Here is a 20,677-nt window from a genome sequence, read left to right as displayed (position 1 = left end):
ATCAGTAGCGGTAGTGATCCGGCTTGAACGGCCCATCGCGGGGCACGCCGATATAATCGGCCTGTTCCTGCGAAAGCCTGGTCAGTTTCACCCCCAGCTTTTCGAGGTGAAGCGCCGCCACCTTCTCGTCCAGATGCTTGGGCAGGACATAGACGTTGTTTTCATAGTTCGCACCCTTGGTGAACAGCTCGATCTGGGCCAGCACCTGATTGGTGAAGCTCGAACTCATCACGAAGCTGGGATGGCCGGTGGCGCAGCCCAGATTGACGAGCCGCCCCTTGGCCAGGACGATGATCTGCTTGCCTTCCGGGAACGTCACCAGATCGGTGCCTGGCTTGACTTCGCGCCACTCGTAATTGTCGAGCGCGGAAATCTGGATCTCGGAATCGAAATGGCCGATGTTGCAGACGATGGCCATGTTCTTCATCGCCTTCATGTGCTCGGCGGTGATGACATCCTCGTTGCCGGTCGCGGTGACGAAGATGTCGGCGCGAGTGACCGCCTCTTCCATCGTCACGACCTCATAGCCTTCCATGGCCGCCTGAAGCGCGCAGATCGGATCGATCTCGGTGACGAGAACCCGCGCACCGCCCTGGCGCAGCGAAGCCGCGGAACCCTTGCCCACATCCCCGAAGCCGGCGACGCAGGCGACCTTGCCGGCCAGCATCACGTCGGTGGCGCGGCGGATCGCATCCACCAGGCTTTCCTTGCAGCCATAGAGATTGTCGAACTTGGACTTGGTGACGCTGTCGTTCACATTGATCGCCGGGAACGGCAGCTTGCCCTGCTTCGCCAACTGGTAAAGCCGCGTCACGCCAGTCGTGGTTTCTTCCGAAACCCCATGAATTGCCTGCACTGTCCGGGGGAGATAGCCCGGCCTCTCCTGCACGAAAGCCTTCAATGCGCGCTGGAACTCGATTTCCTCGGCATTGGCCGGTTCGGGAAGAGTTTCGCCTGCTTCAATTCGCGCTCCCCACAAGGCGAACATGGTGGCGTCGCCCCCATCGTCCAGGATCATGTTGGCGGTGATGTCGTCGCCCCAATCGAAGATCCGGCCGACATAATCCCAATATTCGGCAAGGTTCTCGCCCTTGATGGCGAAAACCGGGATGCCCTGGGCCGCGATGGCCGCCGCGGCATGGTCCTGGGTGGAAAAGATGTTGCAGGTCGCCCAGCGCACTTCGGCGCCCAGCGCAACCAGCGTTTCGATCAGAACCGCGGTCTGGATCGTCATGTGCAGCGAGCCGGTGATCCGCGCGCCCTTGAGCGGCTGCGCGGCGCCATATTCCTGGCGCAGGGACATCAGCCCCGGCATTTCCGTTTCCGCTATGGCGATTTCGGCGCGGCCATAATCCGCCAGGGATATATCGCGCACGACATATTCAGGGCTGGTTGAAACTCTGGCGCTGGATGCGGTGGCCACTTCGGGATTCTCCATACGATTCGAGGGCAAAGGGAATGACCGCTCAAAGGAAAAGCGGTGCCCTATCAGGACGCCGCCCTTACCCTGTCACCGTAAACTAAGCAAACGCTGCGCCGCATTCCCGATCATCGCGGTTGCGTCGGCCCGCCCGAAATGACAATGCATAGGCCTGACAGGAACTATGAAAGGATGCTGTGATGACGATTTCCGTAGGTGACAAGCTGCCGGACGTTACCCTGGTGAAAGTCACCGAAAACGGTCCGGAAAAGGTCCAGTCGACGGACTATTTCGCCGGCAAGAAGGTCGCTCTTTTCTCCGTTCCGGGCGCTTTCACGCCCACCTGCTCGGCCAAGCACCTTCCCGGCTTCGTGGAAAAGGCGAGTGAAATCAAGGCCAAGGGCGTGGATGAGATTGCCTGCACCGCAGTGAACGATGCCTTCGTGATGGGCGCATGGAACAAGGCCGACGGTTCATCGGACATCACCATGCTGTCCGATGGCAATGCCGATTTCGCGAAGGCCGTCGGCCTGACCATGGATGGCTCGGGTTTCGGGCTGGGCACGCGGGGCCAGCGCTTCTCGATGGTCGTGAACGACGGCGTGGTCGAACAGCTCAACGTGGAAGAGCCGGGCGCATTCCAGGTCAGCTCCGCCGAACATATGCTCGGGCAGCTCTGAAAGCCGCCCGTTCCGCCTGAAAGGGAATGACGGCGAGCCTTGCCCTACCAGGGGTGCGGCTCGCCGTTCCATTTCCAGAAGCTGCCGGTGTTTTTGACCGTCAGCCTGCTTGCCACATCCCGGATTCCGCTCGCGCTTTCCTGCGGGGTTATTTCGGCATCCGGCCCACCCATGTCGGTGAGGACATAGCCGGGATGAACCACAGCGACGGCAATGCCGCGCGGTTCGAGATCCACCGCCAGGCTTTTCATCGCGCGATTTATCGCCGCCTTGGCCGCGCCATAGGAATAGAACCCCCCGATTCCCCAGGTCGAGGCGCCGACCTGGCTGGAAATGGTTAGCACCTTGCCCTTGGCTCGCTCGAGATTGGGAAGCAGGGCCTGCGTCATGTGGAATGGCCCCACGACCATGACTTCGAACGATTCGCGCCAATTATCGAAGTTCCTGTCTTCCGGCCCGCTTTCCATGCGGATGATGCCGGCAACATTGATGAGCAGGTCCACCGGCGTGTCACCGATCGCCTCGCCTGCCCGGTCGATCGACCCGCCATCGGCAAAGTCCACCTGGCCGAGCGTGATCGCGCCGGGGTTGCTCCCGGCAAGGTCGCTCAACCGGCCGGAGGCTGCGGGATCGCGGCACAGGGCGAACACATGATCGCCCGCTTCCACATATGCTTCGACCAGGGCGAGGCCTATTCCCCGGCTCGCTCCGGCAATAACGACATTGGCCATTACTTTTCTCCCTCGTTCGATTGGGATCGGCACTTCCCGTAACGGGTCCTGCCCCTAATATCCCATCAGGCTCAGCACTTCCTTGCGGCTTCTTTCATCCTGGCGGAAAGTTCCCATAACCTGGCTGGTGACCATGGAAACGCCCGGGGTGCGCACCCCGCGCGCCGTCATGCAAGCATGGCTCGCATCGATGACGACGGCCACGCCGCGCGGTTGCAAATGATCCCATATGCATTGCGCGACTTCGGCGGTCAGCCTTTCCTGGATCTGCAGGCGCCTTGCGAAGCCATGAAGGACGCGCGCCAGCTTCGATATGCCCACCACCCGCTTCTCGGGGAGATAGGCAATCGCAGCCTTGCCGATGATCGGCGCCAGATGATGCTCGCAGTGGGACTGGAACGGGATGTCCTTGAGGAGCACGATTTCGTCATAACCGCCCACTTCCTCGAAAACCCGGGAAAGATGGATGGACGGGTCCTCGGTGTAACCGACGCAATACTCCTTCCAGGCCCGCGCGACCCGCTTGGGCGTATCCAGCAGGCCCTCACGATCCGGGTCGTCGCCCGCCCAGCGGATCAAGGTCCGGATCGCGTCCTGTATTTCCTCAGGAACCGGCGGCTTGCCATGGGGCTGGTCCTCGTCCGGGCCATCCAGGCTGCTCATCTGTATCAACCCCCTTAGTTTCCTCTTGGCCGCCGCAGGATGCTGCCCCTCCGGAAAAGCCCCCGGCGGCGACCGATGGGTTCGAACATCTCTTCGGGGCTTTCCGGATCGAGCACGGCATTGTCCGCCAATGCCTGCTCCATCTCGCCCAGTTCGGGAAGCTCGAACAATCGAAGTGTCTTTTGTCCGTCTCGAGGCGCGTTGTCGATCATTCTTGCCATGGAGCCGCAAGATTCCAGCATGGCGCCGACCGCCGGCGGCTCCAGCCCGCAATGTTCGGCCAGCAGGGAATGGCGCAGCGCCCGGATGGCGTCGCCCGCATGGGCGTTGGCCGGCCGCGCGACATCGATGAAGAGATCGCATTCGCTGTCCAGCCCCTGCGAGCGATTGTTCATGTTGGCCGAGCCGATGCGAATGATCTCATCGTCCACGATCATGATCTTGGCATGAACATAGATCGGCGTATCGCCGGTATAGGGCACATAGACGCGGAATCTGTCCTTGGGGTCCTTTTCGCCAAGCGCCCGGATCAGCCGGACCCGGGCGCCATCCATCGCCTGCTGCTCCAGCCAGCCTTCCGCGGTAAGTGGCATCACCAGAACGAATTCGGGGGGATCATCCTCCGCCAGCCGGGCCGCTATCGCTTCGCCGATCGCCCGCGATGCGAAATACTGGCTTTCGATATAGACGAAATGCCTGGCCCGGCGGATATGCCGCACGAACAGTTCCTCGATCTCGCGTATTTCGCAGCAATCGTCATGTTCCGCCCGGGTGCGGGAAATCCCGATCTCGACATCGCGAAACTCGGCTTCGAGCGCCTCCGGCCATGGGCTTTCCGATTGAGGCGCTGACATCGGCAATGGCGAACCGCCGGCATGTTCCCACCGACGCCTGCCCAGCACCCCCAGACAGGCCGCCGCTTCCCCTTCCAGCATCATCGTCGCGTCATGCCACGGGTCGCACCGCCGCCCTCTCGGCGTCTTGCGGCGCGGATCGTCTTCAATATGGTCACGGGTGTCCCATCGTCCCGCCGTCATGTCGATGCCGCCGCACACCGCGAAGCAATCGTCGATCACCGCGATCTTCTGATGATGGCTGCATCCGACCGGATGAGCGGAATCGAACTTCAAATGGATTCGCCGGGCCAGGCGCCAGCGCAGAATATCGAGGCCCATCGTTCCCCTCGAGAGAATGCTGACGATGCTGACATTCCATTTGAGCAGATTCACCTGCAGGGATTTCCGGCGACGCACCAGCCAGGTAACGAAAGCTCCCAGCCTGGACGGATAGCTTCCCCGGCGGCGGATATTCCACCAGCGCCGCCCCTTCACCAGATGGATTCGAGTATCGAAATCCCAGCCGATCAGAAGGATGCGTTGCCTTGCCCGCAGCATCGCATCCTGCATCAGCTCAAAGTAAGGCGCGCCGTCGATCACGACATGCGCGCGGGTGGCCATGGCATAGCGCCAGACGCCCGGCTCGACTGAGCGGTCCGGATAGGGGTCTGAAGATATGCTCCCGTTTTCCGCGCTTGCTCTCTCCACCGGCACCCTCCCCCTCAGGCTATTCCTTGGCGTCGTCCTTCTTTTCCGGCGTCACCTCGGCCTCCGCCTTCTCTTCCTTCTTCCGGTGCTCGAAGACCGCGCGCATGTGCCGGGTATCCTCATCGGTAAGAAATTTGGCGAAATCGGGGAAGTGCTCGTCCTCTTCCTCCTCGATGTGATGAAGGTAGCGATGCTTCAGTTCCTTGAACTTGATGAGCCAGGCGCCGGACGACATGTCCGTGGCGGCGATGTCGTTCAACGCTTCTTCGATCTCATGATGCTCGGCCACGGAATGGCGTGTTTCATCCGTAGTCTCCGGCTTGCGCATCATGGTTGAATACAGCGCCTGCTCCTCGGCCGCCGCATGGCTCTTGGCGTCGATGGTGAACTGCTCGAACCAGGCGCGGCGATCGTCGCTGTCGCCATGGGTTTGCTCCAGCTTCTCCAGTATGGTCCGCTGGCGGTCATGATCCTGCTTGAGCCGCGCGAAAATATCGGTGTTCTCGCTCATTGTGTTTCCTTTTGACCTTTCGCATGGAAACGGGCCAGTTTCAGGGAGGTTCCGTCACGCCGCCGGCAACGGAGCCGATTGCCGCCACCCCGGGCTTAACGGCAACCCGCCAGTCCGATATGCAGCAATCCCATCTCTGTTTCAGGAGGAACTGCTTCATGGATCTTGGCCTGACCGGCAGGAACGCTATCGTCTGCGGATCGTCGAAGGGTCTGGGATTTGCCTGCGCTTCCGCGCTCGCAAGGGCCGGAGCGAACGTCCTTCTGAATGGACGATCGGAAAGCGGGTTGAAGGATGCCTGCGAAAGACTTTCGACCGAGGTGGGCGTTGCGATCCGAGGAGTAGCCGCCGATGTGACGGAGGAAGGCGGACGCAATGCCCTTCTCGGCGCCATGCCTCAACCGGACATACTCGTCACCAACGCGGCTGGCCCGCCGCCCGGGAGTTTCGAGGAATGGGGCGAGGCGGAATGGAACGCGGCCGTCCGTGCGAACATGATCGCCCCGATCCAGTTCGTTCGCTTGTGCATCGGCGGGATGCGGCAGCGCCGCTGGGGCCGGATCATCAACATCACCTCCTCCGCGGTCAAGGCGCCGTTGCCTTCCCTGGGCCTGTCCAATGGCGCCCGTTCCGGCCTGACAGGCTTCATGGCCGGGCTGGCGCGGGAGATCGCGCGAGATGGCGTCACCATCAACAATCTCCTGCCCGGCTCTTTCGAGACGGACCGCTTGCGGCATCTCGCCCAGGCGGACGCAGACAGGCGCGGCCTCAGCTTCGAGGATGTATGGGCCGAGAAAGCCCGGCTCAATCCCACTGGAAGGCTGGGCAGGCCGGAGGAATTCGGGGCGGCCTGCGCCTTTCTCGCCAGCGATCTGGCCGGCTATATCAATGGCCAGAATCTGCTGCTCGATGGCGGGACCTACCCGGGCACATTCTGATCGAACACGCGCGCAGGCGTTGCCTGGCGGCTGCGTCTCAGCGCCAAAGTGGCGAGGCTTCTACCCTCTCAGGGTGCGCAACTGCACTATGCCTTCATGGAAGGAATGAGGAACCGCCGCATTCGGCGAACTCGACAAGGCCCCCAGGGCCTGCGCCGCATTCATCGGCTTGCCGAATACATAGCCCTGCACATGCCTTACGCCCAGCGCGCGAGCGGCCGCAAGTTGATGGACAGTCTCGATCCCTTCGATCGTGCAATCGAGATGGAGCTGGCGGGCCAGGGCCAGAATGGTGCTGGTGATCGCCCGCGCTTCGCCATTCGTTTCCAGCACACCGGCGAAGCTGCTGTCGATCTTGATCTGGTTCAACGGCAGGCGATGGACATGGCTGAGGCTGGACTGGCCCGTGCCGAAATCGTCCAGCGCGATCCGGAAGCCCATCGAGCGCAGCTGCGCGAGATTGGCGGCGGCGTCCTCGTAATCCGAAAGGATCGCCGCTTCGGTGATCTCGAAGATGACGGCCTCGTTCGGCGCATTGGCATCCCGCACAACCCTGGCAAGCCGCTCCGGCGCGCCATCGCCGATGATATCGGCGGCGGACAGGTTGACCGAAATGGCGCAGCCATACTCCCACGCGGGACATTCGCGCAGGCTCCTCGACAATACGGCGTCGGTCAGTTCGGCGATCCGGCCGGTCGATTCCGCGATATCCACGAACCGTCCGGGCAGGAACCATGTCTCACCGTCCGGGCTCCACCGGACCAGCGCTTCCAGGCTCACGATCCGATCCGTATCGATATCGACCACCGGCTGATAGACCACGGAGATCTGCTCGATCAGGTTGGTGGAGTTGAATACCCGGGTGATCGTCCGGCGCTCTTCCAGTGCGGCTTCGTCCTGCGCTTCATAAACGGCGACCTTGGCTTTCGCCTGCCGCTTCGCGCGATACAGGACCGAATCCGCCCGTTCCAGGCAATCGGTCACTTCGCTGCCGGGCTGGGCGCGATAAAGACCGACCGAGCAGCCGATCCGGAGAAGCTCGGAATTATATGCGATCCGCTCCTCGATATTGCCGGAAAGCGAGGCCATCGCCGAAACCGCCTCTTCCGTCGACAAGGACCCGGAAAGGATCAGGGCGAATTCATCGCCACCCAGCCGGCCGAACGCCTTGACGAACGGGCTGCCCGCGATCCGCCGCGCCACCGCACAGAGAACGGTGTCGCCGCCGGTATGGCCATAGGTGTCGTTTATGCCCTTGAAACCGTCGAGATCAATCACCGCGAGCCAGGGAGCATCGTCCGGATGCGCGGCAAGCGCCCTGTCCAGCTCGTCCAAGATCGCGCGCCGGTTCGGCGCGCCAGTCAGCGAATTGGTGGCCGCCAGATGCTGGTTGATTTCGGCAAATTCCGTGGCATCCCGGCGTCGGACTTCGATCTCCGCGCGGGATTGCAGCAGCTTGACGAAGTCGCGGTGATGGCTGGCCACCACCGCCAGGATCAGGATCGTCACGACCGGCTGGACCAGCGCGACCAGCATCCCGTTCGGGTGATCCTGCATCATGAACCAGGCGCTGGACGGTATGATGACGACCGCCGCGATCCGCATCGCGATGCTGGGCATCTGAGTCAGGCCCATGATCGCCACGAAGCTGGTGATGGATACCATGTAGTGAATAAGGCTCTGCTGGGTGTCATTGCCCCAATTGTAGAGCCCAAGCGCCCACAGCACGCAGGCCAACGCGATCGCAGGCTCGATTACCGACATCTTCCGCAGGTCGGAACGCAATGTCGTCACCTTGCGGCGCGCGACGCTCGAAGGGCGCCAGTGAATCGCGCGGAGAACGACGAACGGTGCAATGGCGAGCGGGCAGGCGATGGAAAGCCACGCCGGCGTCACATTGACGAAATTGGCGCTGAGCACAGCCATGTTGAACAGCAGCACGCAATAGAGCAGAGGCACCCTGCTCGTCAGGGACTGCGCGTATTCATGGGCGAACGCCGCCTCTTCTCGCTGAGAGGCGAGCTTGCCCAGGCTTCTGCAAGCCTTCATGGCCAGATGCAACGTTGACCCCGAGAATAGCTTCTCACTCATCGCGCCCGGTTAATTCATCCGGGTAAAGGTTGCGTTTACGGGCCGCCGATTTCCGGTTCCGAAAGGCAGCGCCAATCAGCGATTATCCGCGCCACAAGAAACACGATCACACCGTGGCGACCCAGCCCCGGAAGCTGAAAGCGGCATAGAAAAGAGCAATATCGCAAAAGCCTGCCCGCCCGAGCAGCGCTTCCTCATCGTCTGACGACAGGATCGGCAGCTGCGAACTCATCGTTTCGGCCGAAGCGGCCGCCTTTGCGAGGTCGTGAGAGGCCGTGTCCGCAAACGCGACCGAACGCGCCAGCCAGGATGGAAGGTCGCTTCCGGCCGGATAGCTGTGGTGGGCAACGACAAGCCGTGCGCCCGGCTTCATCCGACATCGCATGGCCTGCAACGCCTTCAGGCGCTCTTCGCGACCGAGAAAGTGGAGCGTGAGCAGACAGGCCGCGCCGTCGAACGGGCCTTGCGGGGCATCGTCCATATAGCCCTGGATGAGTTCAGCCCGCGTGCCGAGCGGCCCGAGAACGTCCCGCGCCAAATCCAGCATCTCCGCCGACGGATCAACGCCTGCGAAGCGCCAGCCAGGCCGGGCCTCGGCGAATGCCTTGAGTTCCAGGCCGCCGCCGGCTCCGTAGACGAGAATGTCCGCCATCTCCGGCGCACGCTCCGCCAGCAGCAGCATGGCCATGCGGTGGAGGTCGGCATAGCCGGGCACTTTGCGCGGCGTTTCCTCGGCATAGCGGGCGACGGCTGTCGCGTCGGTAAAGGGGCGCAATGTGTCCATGGTGAGTGTCGATCCTTCGGCCGGACACCAGCGCGCGGCGCGCTGAAGTGCGCGCCGTCACGCCATCCGCGACCGCCGATTTCCGCGAGAGATTCGCCCCGCCGTCAGAGCGGGACGGCGACTCGGCTGCATGTCTCGGGAGCAGTGCGGGCGGACGTATTCCAGGTCGCCTTGCGGCCATTGACCGCCAAGCGGTTGCCGTCCGCGCTTTCATATATCCGGCCACGAGCGCCGCGAACCAGGTGCATCGGCCCCGCCCGGCCTCCGTTGACGGAAACCAGCGCCCCGTCGCGAAGAAAATCGACCCTCAGCCGGGTGCCCCGATCGCACTCGAAATAATCGCCGCGACCTGAGTTTTCCGGGGTTTGGCACCCGGCAAGCATGGCGCATGCCAATCAGCGCCGCGCCGAGCAATAAAGACTGTCTGCTCACATCGTCTCTCCTCAAAGGCCCGACGCAGATTCCGGTCGTCGGCAGTTGGTCATGGTTTCCTGACGGCTAGGTTGCACACATTGCCTCAGCTTGCCGACCGTGAACGGAGCACGTCGGCGGGATATATCCGGCGATTACGGTTTCGGCTCTTTCACAGGCAGCGGCTATCACATGGTCGCATACCCGGCAGAAGCGGGCACCACACGCGGTCGCTCGTTTGCGTGAGGGGCAACAACTTTACCAGCTGCATTATTAGCCCCCTCAAAGGTCAAGGAATATCCGGATTCCGCACCCGCTTTTCGCCGTTTACCACCCCGGGGCATTTGCTGAAAGCGACATTTCTCCGCGGCTCTGCAGATCAGGCGACGAGGCTGACGCCGCGCACCTCCACCTGCGGACCTGAGAATGCGCGAGAGCCGCGTTGATGCTGTTGGCAACTCTTGCCTAATTCTTCTTGCGAATCACTTGCAAAAGGAATGCCGATCCTCTATCGCGTTCCTGTTCTTGGATTTCTCCCGAGGACTCGGGCTTGCGGGAATGACTTCCTTGCAAGTTTCGCTCTCCCAACTTTCAGGGCCCGCTTCGGCGGGCCTTTTTTTGCCTTGCCAAAACCCGCCACCTGCCGGGACGGCGCAGGCGCTGCCATCATGGCATGGCAAATGACCACCTTCGGATCGTTAGCGACAGGCTGCTTTCCGACAGGAACTTTCAACCTTGCGGATTAACCGTCTATTTCAATTGGCAAGGACATGTCTTTCGCCCATTCACCCATCGAGCCATCGTAAAGGGACAGATCGGTGTAGCCGAGTTGATAAAGAAGGAAGAGATCGAGCGTCGCCGATATACCCCCGCCGCAATAACAGATCACCCGCTTATCTTTCGTGATGCCTTGGGCGGCGAAAGCGGCATTCGCTTCATCCAGTGTGACGAAGGTTTTGCTCTCATTGTTCACCAGAGTTGCGCCATAGACGTTCAGGCTGCCGGGGATGCGGCCCGAACGCCCGTAGGAACTGGGATCAAGACCGGCATGAAGAGCGGGGGAGAGGGCATTCACGATTGCGGTATCAGCTTTTCCGATGGCATCCAGCACATCGAGCTTGTTCACGAACCAGCCCGGTCGTGGCGATGCCTTGAATGGAGCGGGCGGGTAGCCCTGCGCCGGTCCGCTTTGCGTTGGCCGGCCTTCCGCCCGCCACTTGTCGAAGCCTCCGTCCAGAACCGCCACATTGTCGAAGCCAAGCGACTTCAGCATCCACCAAAAACGCGTGGCCCATGTCATGGAGCCGATACTGTACAGCACGACTCTGCTGTCCATTCCGATACCGTGCCGGCCAAAAGCGGCTTCGAGTTGGGCCACATCCGGCATCATGAAATGAAGCGCGGTGGCCTGGTCCGAAAACTCACCTTCCAGATCGAGGAAGTCTGCGCCTGGAATATGCGCCTCTTGGAAAGTGGCGCGCCCCGAAACGGCGAGGTAGGGCTGCCCGCTGCCAGGAGGAAGGCGGTCGAGATAAGTGGTGCAATCGAAAATGCGGAGGTTCGGATCGGCCAGAGCAGCAGACAGTTCGTCGGTGTCCACTAAGGCCTGAGGGTCGCGCATGGTGCCATTCCGTATGATATGGTTCTGGCCTTATCGGACAAGGCCGTCGATTTAAGCGCGATTGTGTGCGTGTCCCCTGCGCATGGCAACACCGCAAATCGCCTCCGCAAAGCACTGGATGCTCATTCGCGTAAATTAAAGCATCTCACAGAGGCAGACAGCAAGGGCCTGAGAGGTCGTCGAGGAGGCGGTCGAGGCTTAGAGGTTCCTTCCCGCCAAATCCCGCTCAGCCTCTTCCTTTAGGTCCATGAGGGTATCGAAGCGCTGTTGAATTTGTTCGGGCCAGCCGCACCACGTCATCTCATAGTAGAGATGGCAGGCAGCCTGATGAACATCGAGGTCGTCTGGATACTCCACCTCCATGAGCTTCCACTCGCCCCAGGGCGTAAACTCGAGCGCATAAGGGGTATCCTCATTCGGTAGCCGACCGCTGACATCGTACCAATCCGCCTCCTCCTCATCCGCGCCCTGGATATATTTGATAACGACGGTCATCCGTTCCTTAACGACCCCAACCGCACCATTCACAATTCCCTGATACTGGCGGAAGTTGGCAGCGGTCGCCCATGTCTTTTCACCGTGCTCCGCCACCTCGTGACTATAGGCGCGGCGATACTCCGCCTCCACTTTGGCCGCATCCGCTGCATTGATGATATCTACAACCCGCATAACGGCTCACGCTCGAGATTCCGCTTCATCCCATAATTGGCATGGCGCAAAGCCATCGCTGCTCAGCAAGAGAGCGGCCCGGACCGACTTGCGAAACTGCTCCGCCTGATGCCTATCTGATGCCTGAAACGGCGAGAGGCGGCACCTTTTCGGATACCGCCTCATCCAACCGTTTGAACTATTGGCGCGCCCGGAACGATTCGAACGTCCGACCCTCAGATTCGTAGTCTGATGCTCTATCCAGCTGAGCTACGGGCGCGCAGTGAGGGGGCACATAGGGGCATGATCGATGCAATGCAATCCCCCAGAGCGATCAGGCTGGAGAAGCCTGCGAACAGGGCCGGATCAATGCCTCCAGCAAGTCCCGGTCGAGCTTCGGCTTGGGCAAGTCCATGGCTTCGCCCTGGCTGAACCAGCCGATTTCCCCGCCTTCCAGAGACAAGGGATCGCCGGTCCACCGTTCGATGTTGTAAAGAAGAATTACAATGGCCGGCCCATCCGCATCGGCATCATGCTCGGCAAAGGCAATCGGGCCGACATCGGGCAGGCCGACAGCGATTCCCAACTCCTCCGCAAGCTCGCGAACCAGCGCCAGGCGAGGCATTTCGCTGGTTTCGACCTTGCCTCCGGGAAACTCCCACAAGCCGGCATGGCGCTTTCCCGGAGGTCGCTTTTGCAGGAGAAAACGGCCTTTCTCATCGCGAAGAAGCCCGGCCACGACCAGCATGACTGTCGGATTGGTTGTCAAACCGGATACCGCCGTAAACGTTTTGTTAGAACTGTTGGAAGAAAAGCCCGCATGTTCAGACCGTAAAACCGGAGCCTGGAAATGCGAACCAGAAATTTCTTGGCGCGGCTTCTCCGTAACGATGCGGGCGCGACCGCCATCGAATACGGGCTGATCGTTTCCCTGATCGTCATAGCTATTATTTCATCGGTGCGGGGCGTGGCGGATGAAACCAACGGTCTGTGGGCCTTTGTCAGGGAAAACGTCCAAGAGAAAATGGGCGGATGACCGATTAGGATTTTGTCAACCTCTACACGCTAATTCGAGGCTTGCTTAAGCCGAATGGCGAGAGCCGGGTACCGAAAGACTGAACCAGGAGACTGACATGAAATTCTTCAACAAGCTTATTCGTGACGAAGCCGGCGCGACCGCCATCGAATATGGCCTGATCGCCGCCCTCATCGCCGTCGCCGCCATCACCGCGATGGGCGCGCTGGGCGACAGCCTGTCCACCACCTTCACCACTGTCAGCACCCAGCTGAATGAAAACAATACCGTCGACGAGTAAGCAAATAGCGCTTAGCGTAACTACAAATCGAGAAGAGGCGGCAGGGCAACCTGCCGCCTTTTTCTTATCAGCGGGATGCAATCTCAATTGGTCGTCTTGACGACGATCTTCACCTTCTGCCCAGGCGTGACCGTCTGACTGGCCGACAAGGCATTCAGAACGCGGAACCTGGCTTCCTGGGAATCCCCATAGGCCATCCGCTGGGCGAGCGACGCGACCGTATCCCCGGCCTTCACGGTGACGAGGCTGATGCGGCGCGGCGTGATCGCCGCCGCTTCCGAAGCGGATATGCGGCGGAACGAACTATACATCGTATTGAACACGCTGGCGCGGCCGGCGGGCGTGATGGTGACGAAATGGAACGCCCGGTCATTGGCCAATTCATAGGCGAAGACCGTCGCATCCACCTGCCCGTTGCCGGAATTGACGCGCACCATGCCATAGGCAGCCGGGATGCCGTTCACGGTCGTCTTCTGGAAGGTGGAAGGAGCCAGGGTCTTCCCTTCCCCGGCCAGCGCATTGAACACATTGCGGACATAGGTTTCGAGATTGCCGCTATAAGGCCCGGTGGAAAGCTGGCCCTGTCCGCTTTGGCCGTTGATCGAAACCGCCCTTGTGCCATTGGCCATGTAGAAACCCTGCGGCGCTTCAAAGGCGAGCCGCAGTTCGGGGTGAAGGAAGGTCCGGCCCTCGATCACGCCCTGCTTGGGATCGTCGCCATACATCACCCCGTCGATGCGGGTGAGGAAAATATCGCGGTTCGTAGCCCCGCCCGGACTGGTGCTCGCCAGATTGCGCGCCGTCTTCACGCGCGAAGCCGGATCGGGGTGGGTCGAGGCCCATTCCGGCATCTTGGCGCTCTGCCCCATCAACTGCGCATCCAGCGAATTCTGCGCGGCAAGGCTGGAAAGCAGCGTAGCCATCGCTTGCGGATCATATCCCGCCCCGCGCAGATAGCGGATGCCAAGCTCGTCGGCCTGCAATTCCTGGCTACGCGAATATTTGAGAGTGACCAGCTGCGGAACCGTGGAGGAAATCTTCTGCCCCAACTGCCCCAGCGCACTGTTCCCGAACACCACGCCGGACAGGACCTGGCCCAGCACGCCCAGCAACGCGTTCTGCTGCGCCTTGGCCTGACGCTTGGCCGAATGACGGGCCGCGACATGGGCGACCTCATGGCCGAGCACGGCGGCCAGTTCCGCCTCGTTGTTCATCAGGCCGACGAGTTGCCGGGTCACATAGACATAGCCGCCCGGAATGGCGAAGGCATTGTTCACCGAGGAATTGAGCAGGGTGACGGTGAAATCGCCCGGCGCGCTGCTCAGCCCCGATTGCACCGCGACCTTGCGGGCGACCGATTCCACATAGGTTGCGCGAGCGCCTGTCTCCGCTCCGCCAAACTCGGAAACCAGTTGGGGATGGGCCTGGGCGCCCTGCTGCTTCTCCGTCTGGGTCAGCGGGGTTCCGGTCGATGCGATATTGCCGCCGACGCAGCCCGCCAGCGCAAGCATGACAGCGGAACGGGTCAGGAAAGCCACCGGCTTTCTGCGAAGAATGGATTTCTTGGGCATGCGAAGGCTCCTCACTGACCGACGCGGCTATTCGACGGTGAATAGACCGCTTTTTGTTCACATTTCCATCGGGAACCCGCGCAAGGCTTTTTCGGTTCCCCTCTCACCTGGAACAGCTTGCCGGATTCAGTCCCGGCCTATCCTCAGAAAGCGTTCTTCCCGCATTCGCTGCAGTTCCCGTATGTCCATCCCCACCAATTGATCGAGTTCCTGACCGATTGCCGCCGCGAGCGTTTCGGCGGAAGCCTCGGGATCGCGATGCGCGCCGCCGACAGGCTCGGCCACGATACGATCGATCACTTTCAGCGCAAGCAGATCCTGCGCGGTTATCTTCATCGCTTCCGCCGCATCGGCCGCCTTTTCGGCGGTGCGCCAAAGGATCGAAGCGCAACCCTCGGGGGAGATCACCGAATAGATCGCATGTTCGAGCATCAGCACACGTTCCGCGCTGGCCAGGGCCACCGCGCCGCCGGAGCCGCCCTCGCCCACCACCACGGCCACCATCGGAACCGGCAAGGCAAGGCAGGCCTCGGTCGAACGGGCAATCGCTTCCGCCTGTCCCCTCTCCTCAGCCTCCACGCCCGGAAACGCGCCGGATGTGTCGACCAGCGTCACCACCGGCAATCCGAAGCGGCCGGCAAGTTCCATCAGCCGGATCGCCTTGCGATAGCCCTCCGGCTTGCCCATTCCGAAATTGTGGCGGATGCGGCTGGCGGTATCATGGCCCTTTTCATGGCCGATCAGCATCACGCGGCGCCCGCCCAGCCGGGCAAAGCCGCCCATGATCGCTTCATCCTCGCCAAAATGGCGATCGCCCCCCAGGGGAATGAAATCCTCGAAGACGCGTTCGACATAGTCACGGAAATGCGGGCGCATCGGATGCCGGGCGACCTGCGCCTTCTGCCATGGGGTGAGCGCAGCATAGGTGCTGGCGAGCAATTGCGCGCTCTTGGCTTCGAGCCGCTCCAATTCCTGGGAGATATCGACATCATCGCCTTCGGCGGCGGCACGCAGTTCGGTAATGCGCGCCTCGAGCGCAGCCACCGGCTTTTCGAAATCGAGATAGGATATCATGCCTGTAGCGCTAATCGTGCTTTGCCCTTCCCGCAAGGGGATGACGTTCATTGACGAGCGCGACCAGGCGGGCGCTGTCCACATGCGTGTAGATCTGGGTGGTGGCGATGCTGGCATGGCCGAGCAGCGTCTGGAGCATCCGCAGGTCCGCCCCGCCTTCGAGAAGATGGGTGGCGAAAGCATGGCGCAGCACATGCGGGCTGACCTTTTCCGGCGGTATCCCCGCGCGTGCCGCCAGTTCGCGCAAAAGCTGGAACAGGCGTATCCGGGTGAGGTGAGCGCCGCGCGACGGAAACAGATGCGTTCCACCCGTTCCCCGCACTTCCAGCCATTGCGACAATGCGCGCCGGGCGCGGCCGCTGACCGGCACCATGCGCGACACGCCGCCCTTGCCCTTCACCGTCAGGAACGGGGCATCGCGCGGAACCGCGGCCAGCGGCAGCGAGACGAGTTCGCTTGCCCGCAACCCGGAACCATACAGCAATTCGAGCAGAGTGAGCATTCGCACTCCCGCCCGATCGCCCCGCAGCGCTTCCGCCTCCGCCTGGGCAAAGAGCGCTTCGATCTGGGCATGGCTCAGCAGGCGCGGCAGGGGCCTGCGGGGCGCGGGGCGCGGCAGCACGGCGGATGGATCGTCCCCTCTCCACCCCTCCTCCGCCAGAAACCCGAAGAACTGGCGCAGCGCCGATGATTTTCTGGCGAGGCTGGAAGGGGCAAGAGCCGACCACGCCCCGGCAAGCCGGGAAAGGGCGGCCCGGTCAGCCTTTACCAGATCGCCGGCGATTTCCTCCGCGCCTTCAAGATCGCGGCGATAGGCAGCGATCGTATTGGGGGCCGCGCCCCGCTCCACGGCCAGCATCGCAAGGAAGGCTTCGATGGCCGAGCTGATAACGCCGCCCCTAGGTCCTGGCCCTTAGGCCCGGGCCACGGCTTCGGCCGCGATCATGCGCGCCTCGGCATCGAGGCCGACCCGGCGCAGCGCCGAAACGATGTGATAAAGGTGGCGCGCCGTCATGCGGTTCCACCCATCGCCCTGCATCCCCAGACCCGCAAGCAGGGCCACCAGGGCCGGATTGCGAACCTTGGCCGCCTGATCGATCGTCCTGCTCCAGCGGGTCTGCCGCCGGAGATTGACCCCCAGCCCCTCAGCGGCATCGAAGGCTGTCGACTCGTCCAGCCTGCCCAGCCCGGCAAGGCCCGCGATCAGGAAACGCGACTTGCGCTGACCCTGGCTTTCATCATCGCCGATGAATGAATCGAGCGCACCCGAACTGACGGTCTGGTTCCGCTGCGGCTGCGCGAGCGCGAGCAAGGCCCAGGCCATGCTGCCTTCGGAAACGACGCTGCCCCAGCGCATCGCGCTGCGGTCCAGCCCGCCCGCCAGCATCGAGGCGATCAGGGGCGCGGCGTCATCCTCGAAATCCGACCGGGGAGGAATACGGGCGGCCGCGCGCGCGGTCAGCACCTGCCTCGCATAAGCCGTCTCGCCTTCTCCCCAGAGATCGCGCAACGCATCGAGCCGATCGTCCGGCGTCTGGCCGACATAGGCCTCCCGCAATCGGGATGCAGCCGTGCTCAACTCGCCCGTAATCTCGCTATTGGCGTAGATCTGCGAATAGAGATCGACCATCGCGGCATTGGAAAGGATGCCTTCCCTGCCCGCCACCGTGGCGGCATTGGCCCGCAGCGGCAGGGGCAGCATCGGCGCGGTCGCGGTGGCTCGCTGATAATAGGGGCCGGCATCGTTGAGCAGCGCGGCGGGAACCTCGATGCCCAGCGCGCTGGCCAGCGCAAACCGCCAGGGAGTGAGTTTGTCGACCTTGTCCCATTCGATATTGACGGTGCGCCGGGCCTTGCCGGCGGCGCCCGCGAAACGCTGCGCCAGCAGGACGTCGATGCGGGGCGCAAGCCCGCGTGAAAGCGCCAGCTTGAGTTGCCGGTCGGCGCTGGTTGCCTCGCCCGCATAGGCCGCGCAGATGGACTGCAGAAGCTGCCATTGCGGGTCCTTGCGGGCGCCGCCCTGCAGGCGAACCATCGGACATGCGCCAATGATGTCCGCCGTGCCGATATAGGCATCAAGCGCGGCACTGGTGAGCGCGGGGGAATAGTTTGCGGGGTCCACATCCTGCGCCAGCGCGCGCGCCGCCACGTTTTCGCCAAGCCGGTTGAGCAATCCGGTCCGCAGCGCGGCAAATTCCACCGGGTCCATGCCCGCCGGCGCATCCAGCCTGCTCGCCAGCGCACGGCGCAGCAAGATATGCCCCCAGCGCGACACCATCGGGCGCTTGGTGCCGTTCAGCGCCGCGCGCACCAGCGTGGCCGGCTGGGCGGCAAGCGAGGAGGACGGGAAACCGCCTTCTGCCCGGTCGATGATGCCGACTCCATCCAGAGAGCGCCGGGCGGCTGGCGGTATGTCGAATTTCGGCTTCAGCCCCAGCAGCGCGTCGACCTCGTCCGTGGTCATGGCTTCCAGTTCGGCAAGCGACGGGAAGCCTTCCGGCAGCTTGGCGGGTTCACTTGCCGGGGCAGGCGCTTCCGTGCCCGGCAGGGGCTGGATGACGGGGGTGGAAGCCGGGCTGGATGCGGATGGCGCGCGCGCGGCGCCGGGCGCCGGGCTGGATGCAGGCGCGGGGGCCGGAGCGGGCGCGGGATTGCCGAAGCCGGGCGGCAGCAGGGATTCGGGCGCATCCTGCGCCAGCACGAAGGTGGAGCATAGCCCCAGCGCGACACCGGCAAGAAGAAACTTGCGCTTCACGGTCATGCCGCCGCACCCGGCAGTTCCACGGGTTGAACGATTTCGTGCACGGGTTCCTCTCCGCCATCGATCCAGGCAAAGATCAGAAGCAGCATGATCAGCGCCACTATCCACCAGACGATCCGCCTCCCGGCCATCGCCATTCCTTGCCTCCAAACAATCAATCTTCCGGCACCCATCGATGTGGCCGGTCACTTGCGCTGCCGCCTACCGCATCTATAGGCGGAACGGCAATGCCTATCGACCCTTCATCGCTTTCCGAGACGGAGATCGCGCGGATAAAGCGGCGGATCGACCGCCCGATCGTGCTGATCGGGATGATGGGCGTCGGCAAGTCCTCGGTCGGGCGGAAACTGGCTCTCCTGCTGGATTTGCCCTTCACCGACGCGGACGACGCGATCGAACAGGCGGCCAAGATGCCCATTCCCGAAATCTTCGAGCGATATGGCGAGGCCAGCTTCCGCGATGGCGAGCGCCGCGTCATCGCGCGGCTCATGGAACAGGCCCAAGGCGTGATCGCGACCGGGGGCGGCGCATTCTGCGCCCCTGACACACGCGCGCTGATTCTCGAAAAAGGCATCCCGGTATGGCTCGACGCCTCTGTCGACACGCTGCTCGAGCGGGTTTCGCGCAAGGACAACCGACCCCTGCTGCGCCAGGGCGATCCGCGCGAAATCCTCACCCGGCTGCGCAAGGAGCGTGAACCCTTCTATTCACAGGCCCCGATTCATGTGAGGAGCGAAACCGGGCCGCATCAGCGCACCATCAAGGCAATCCTGCAGGCGATAGACGAATGGCTGTAATTTCCGTTGAACTGGCTGGACGCCCCTATGAGGTGCGCGTTGGCGCAGGCTTGCTGGCGGACCTGCCCGCGCAATGCGGCAAGCTGCTGCGCAAGAAGCGCGTCCCCATCGTCACCGACGCCAATGTCGCCCGCCATTGGCGCGAAACCATCGACAGCGTTTTGCAGGGAGCGGGTTTCGAGCCGCGCTGGCTGATCCTGGAACCGGGAGAGGCGACCAAGAGTTGGGACGGGCTGTCGCGCGCCGTGGAGTGGCTCCTCGGAGAGGAAGTGGAGCGCGGCGACCATATACTAGCGCTGGGTGGCGGCGTAATCGGCGACCTCACCGGCTTCGCCGCGGCAATCCTGAAGCGCGGCTGCGGCTTCATCCAACTGCCGACCAGCCTGCTGGCGCAGGTCGATTCCAGCGTGGGCGGCAAGACCGCGATCAACAGCAGTGCGGGGAAGAACCTGATCGGGGCCTTCCACCAGCCATCGCTGGTTCTCGCCGATCTGGACACGCTGGAAACGCTTCCGCCGCGCGAGCTTGCCGCCGGCTATGCGGAAGTCATCAAATACGGCGTGCTGGGCGATCCCGATTTCTTCGCCTGGTGCGAAGCGAACGGCCCGGCCATGCTGGCGGGCGACCGTCCCGCGCGCGAGGAAGCGGTGGCCCGCAGCGTCGCCGCCAAGGCCCGGATCGTGGCGGAGGACGAAAGGGAAACAACCGGCACCCGCGCCCTGCTCAATCTCGGCCATACCTTCGGCCATGCCCTGGAAGCGGAGACTGGCTTTTCCGACCGCCTGCTACATGGCGAGGCCGTGGCGCTGGGCATGGTGCTGGCCGCGCGCTTCTCGGCGCTTCGCGGCCTGATGCCGCAAGGCGAGGCCGACCGGGTGGCGGCGCTGGCGGCAGCTGGCGGGCTTCCATCCCAACTGTCCGCGCTGGGGCTGGCCTGCGACGGCATACGGCTGGCCTCCCACATGCTGCACGACAAGAAGATGGACGCAGGCACCCTGCCCTTCGTTCTGCTGCACAGCATCGGGCAGGCTTTCCTGGCCCGCGACGTGAAGCTCGAGGATGTGGCATCCTTCCTCGACGGGGAGCTTGGCGCATAATGCAGCGCCCAGCCTTGCG

Annotated in this window: 21 protein-coding genes and 1 tRNA gene; 6 read left to right on the top strand and 16 right to left on the bottom strand. The window is 62.7% G+C overall.

What is annotated here, in order from left to right:
- Window position 1: 1 nt before the first annotated feature.
- Window positions 2-1,438, bottom strand: coding sequence for an adenosylhomocysteinase (gene ahcY, locus U8326_RS05130; RefSeq protein ID WP_324742756.1), 1,437 nt, complete (start codon window positions 1,436-1,438; stop codon window positions 2-4).
- Between the two features lie 182 nt (window positions 1,439-1,620).
- On the opposite strand from ahcY, the gene U8326_RS05125 reads away from it, so the two are divergent.
- A complete protein-coding gene (locus tag U8326_RS05125; RefSeq protein ID WP_324742755.1) occupies window positions 1,621-2,100 on the top strand; it encodes a peroxiredoxin in 480 nt (159 codons plus the stop codon).
- Between the two features lie 44 nt (window positions 2,101-2,144).
- On the opposite strand, the gene U8326_RS05120 is transcribed toward U8326_RS05125, so the two are convergent.
- Genes U8326_RS05120 through U8326_RS05105 form a run of 4 tightly spaced genes read right to left on the bottom strand, consistent with a single transcriptional unit; the run spans window position 2,145 to window position 5,549 of the window.
- Window positions 2,145-2,831 carry an SDR family oxidoreductase gene (locus tag U8326_RS05120; RefSeq protein ID WP_324742753.1) on the bottom strand — a complete coding sequence of 229 codons (687 nt, stop codon included), beginning with the start codon at window positions 2,829-2,831 and terminating at the stop codon, window positions 2,145-2,147.
- 54 nt (window positions 2,832-2,885) lie between these two features.
- Entirely contained in the window at window positions 2,886-3,494 is a 609-nt protein-coding gene (folE, locus tag U8326_RS05115; protein ID WP_324742752.1) for a GTP cyclohydrolase I FolE, read from the bottom strand.
- Between the two features lie 14 nt (window positions 3,495-3,508).
- Window positions 3,509-5,038: a phospholipase D-like domain-containing protein gene (locus U8326_RS05110; RefSeq protein WP_324742750.1), complete on the bottom strand. Its 1,530-nt coding sequence runs from the start codon at window positions 5,036-5,038 to the stop codon at window positions 3,509-3,511.
- 19 nt (window positions 5,039-5,057) lie between these two features.
- Window positions 5,058-5,549: a hemerythrin domain-containing protein gene (locus U8326_RS05105; RefSeq protein ID WP_324742749.1), complete on the bottom strand. Its 492-nt coding sequence runs from the start codon at window positions 5,547-5,549 to the stop codon at window positions 5,058-5,060.
- Window positions 5,550-5,707: 158 nt separating this feature from the next.
- Here U8326_RS05105 and U8326_RS05100 point away from each other — a divergent pair, with 158 nt between their 5' ends.
- Window positions 5,708-6,487, top strand: coding sequence for an SDR family oxidoreductase (locus U8326_RS05100; protein ID WP_324742748.1), 780 nt, complete (start codon window positions 5,708-5,710; stop codon window positions 6,485-6,487).
- A gap of 60 nt (window positions 6,488-6,547) precedes the next feature.
- Here U8326_RS05100 and U8326_RS05095 read toward each other — a convergent pair whose 3' ends face one another.
- The 6 genes from U8326_RS05095 to U8326_RS05070 form a co-directional block, all read right to left on the bottom strand.
- On the bottom strand, window positions 6,548-8,536 hold the full coding sequence (locus U8326_RS05095; RefSeq protein ID WP_324742747.1) for a putative bifunctional diguanylate cyclase/phosphodiesterase: 1,989 nt from the start codon (window positions 8,534-8,536) through the stop codon (window positions 6,548-6,550).
- A 148-nt stretch (window positions 8,537-8,684) separates the two neighbouring features.
- Complete coding sequence (locus tag U8326_RS05090; RefSeq protein ID WP_324742746.1) at window positions 8,685-9,362, bottom strand: class I SAM-dependent methyltransferase; 678 nt, start codon at window positions 9,360-9,362, stop codon at window positions 8,685-8,687.
- A gap of 1,153 nt (window positions 9,363-10,515) precedes the next feature.
- Complete coding sequence (locus tag U8326_RS05085) at window positions 10,516-11,394, bottom strand: sulfurtransferase (protein ID WP_324742745.1); 879 nt, start codon at window positions 11,392-11,394, stop codon at window positions 10,516-10,518.
- A gap of 198 nt (window positions 11,395-11,592) precedes the next feature.
- Complete coding sequence (locus U8326_RS05080) at window positions 11,593-12,063, bottom strand: DUF6557 family protein (RefSeq protein ID WP_324742744.1); 471 nt, start codon at window positions 12,061-12,063, stop codon at window positions 11,593-11,595.
- Between the two features lie 182 nt (window positions 12,064-12,245).
- Window positions 12,246-12,322 (bottom strand) — tRNA-Arg (locus U8326_RS05075).
- Between the two features lie 54 nt (window positions 12,323-12,376).
- Entirely contained in the window at window positions 12,377-12,811 is a 435-nt protein-coding gene (locus U8326_RS05070; RefSeq protein ID WP_324742743.1) for a (deoxy)nucleoside triphosphate pyrophosphohydrolase, read from the bottom strand.
- Window positions 12,812-12,910: 99 nt separating this feature from the next.
- Between U8326_RS05070 and U8326_RS05065 the strand changes: the two genes are divergently transcribed.
- Window positions 12,911-13,078, top strand: coding sequence for a Flp family type IVb pilin (locus U8326_RS05065; protein WP_324742742.1), 168 nt, complete (start codon window positions 12,911-12,913; stop codon window positions 13,076-13,078).
- A 97-nt stretch (window positions 13,079-13,175) separates the two neighbouring features.
- The gene (locus U8326_RS05060; RefSeq protein ID WP_324742741.1) at window positions 13,176-13,358 is read left to right on the top strand and encodes a Flp family type IVb pilin; all 183 of its coding nucleotides are present in this window, start codon (window positions 13,176-13,178) and stop codon (window positions 13,356-13,358) included.
- Between the two features lie 83 nt (window positions 13,359-13,441).
- Here U8326_RS05060 and U8326_RS05055 read toward each other — a convergent pair whose 3' ends face one another.
- The 5 genes from U8326_RS05055 to U8326_RS05035 form a co-directional block, all read right to left on the bottom strand.
- The gene (locus U8326_RS05055; protein WP_324742740.1) at window positions 13,442-14,929 is read right to left on the bottom strand and encodes a M48 family metalloprotease; all 1,488 of its coding nucleotides are present in this window, start codon (window positions 14,927-14,929) and stop codon (window positions 13,442-13,444) included.
- A 126-nt stretch (window positions 14,930-15,055) separates the two neighbouring features.
- The gene (locus U8326_RS05050; RefSeq protein ID WP_324742739.1) at window positions 15,056-16,003 is read right to left on the bottom strand and encodes an acetyl-CoA carboxylase carboxyltransferase subunit alpha; all 948 of its coding nucleotides are present in this window, start codon (window positions 16,001-16,003) and stop codon (window positions 15,056-15,058) included.
- 10 nt (window positions 16,004-16,013) lie between these two features.
- Complete coding sequence (locus tag U8326_RS05045; protein WP_324743528.1) at window positions 16,014-16,892, bottom strand: tyrosine recombinase; 879 nt, start codon at window positions 16,890-16,892, stop codon at window positions 16,014-16,016.
- A 24-nt stretch (window positions 16,893-16,916) separates the two neighbouring features.
- Entirely contained in the window at window positions 16,917-18,764 is a 1,848-nt protein-coding gene (locus tag U8326_RS05040; RefSeq protein ID WP_324742738.1) for a hypothetical protein, read from the bottom strand.
- Window positions 18,761-18,901 (bottom strand): hypothetical protein, encoded by a 141-nt coding sequence (locus U8326_RS05035; RefSeq protein WP_324742736.1) that lies wholly within the window; start codon window positions 18,899-18,901, stop codon window positions 18,761-18,763. The genes U8326_RS05040 and U8326_RS05035 overlap by 4 nt, the downstream gene beginning before the upstream one ends.
- Window positions 18,902-18,991: 90 nt before the next feature.
- Here U8326_RS05035 and U8326_RS05030 point away from each other — a divergent pair, with 90 nt between their 5' ends.
- A complete protein-coding gene (locus U8326_RS05030; RefSeq protein WP_324742734.1) occupies window positions 18,992-19,561 on the top strand; it encodes a shikimate kinase in 570 nt (189 codons plus the stop codon).
- Window positions 19,552-20,658: a 3-dehydroquinate synthase gene (gene aroB, locus U8326_RS05025; RefSeq protein WP_324742733.1), complete on the top strand. Its 1,107-nt coding sequence runs from the start codon at window positions 19,552-19,554 to the stop codon at window positions 20,656-20,658. Before U8326_RS05030 ends, aroB begins: the two co-directional genes overlap by 10 nt.
- Window positions 20,659-20,677: the final 19 nt, after the last annotated feature.

Origin of the sequence: Tsuneonella sp. CC-YZS046, from assembly GCF_035581365.1 — a bacterium.
Classification (GTDB): domain Bacteria; phylum Pseudomonadota; class Alphaproteobacteria; order Sphingomonadales; family Sphingomonadaceae; genus JAWKXU01.
Note: the sequence above shows the minus strand (reverse complement) of the source record. Positions and strands in the feature narration are given on the sequence as shown.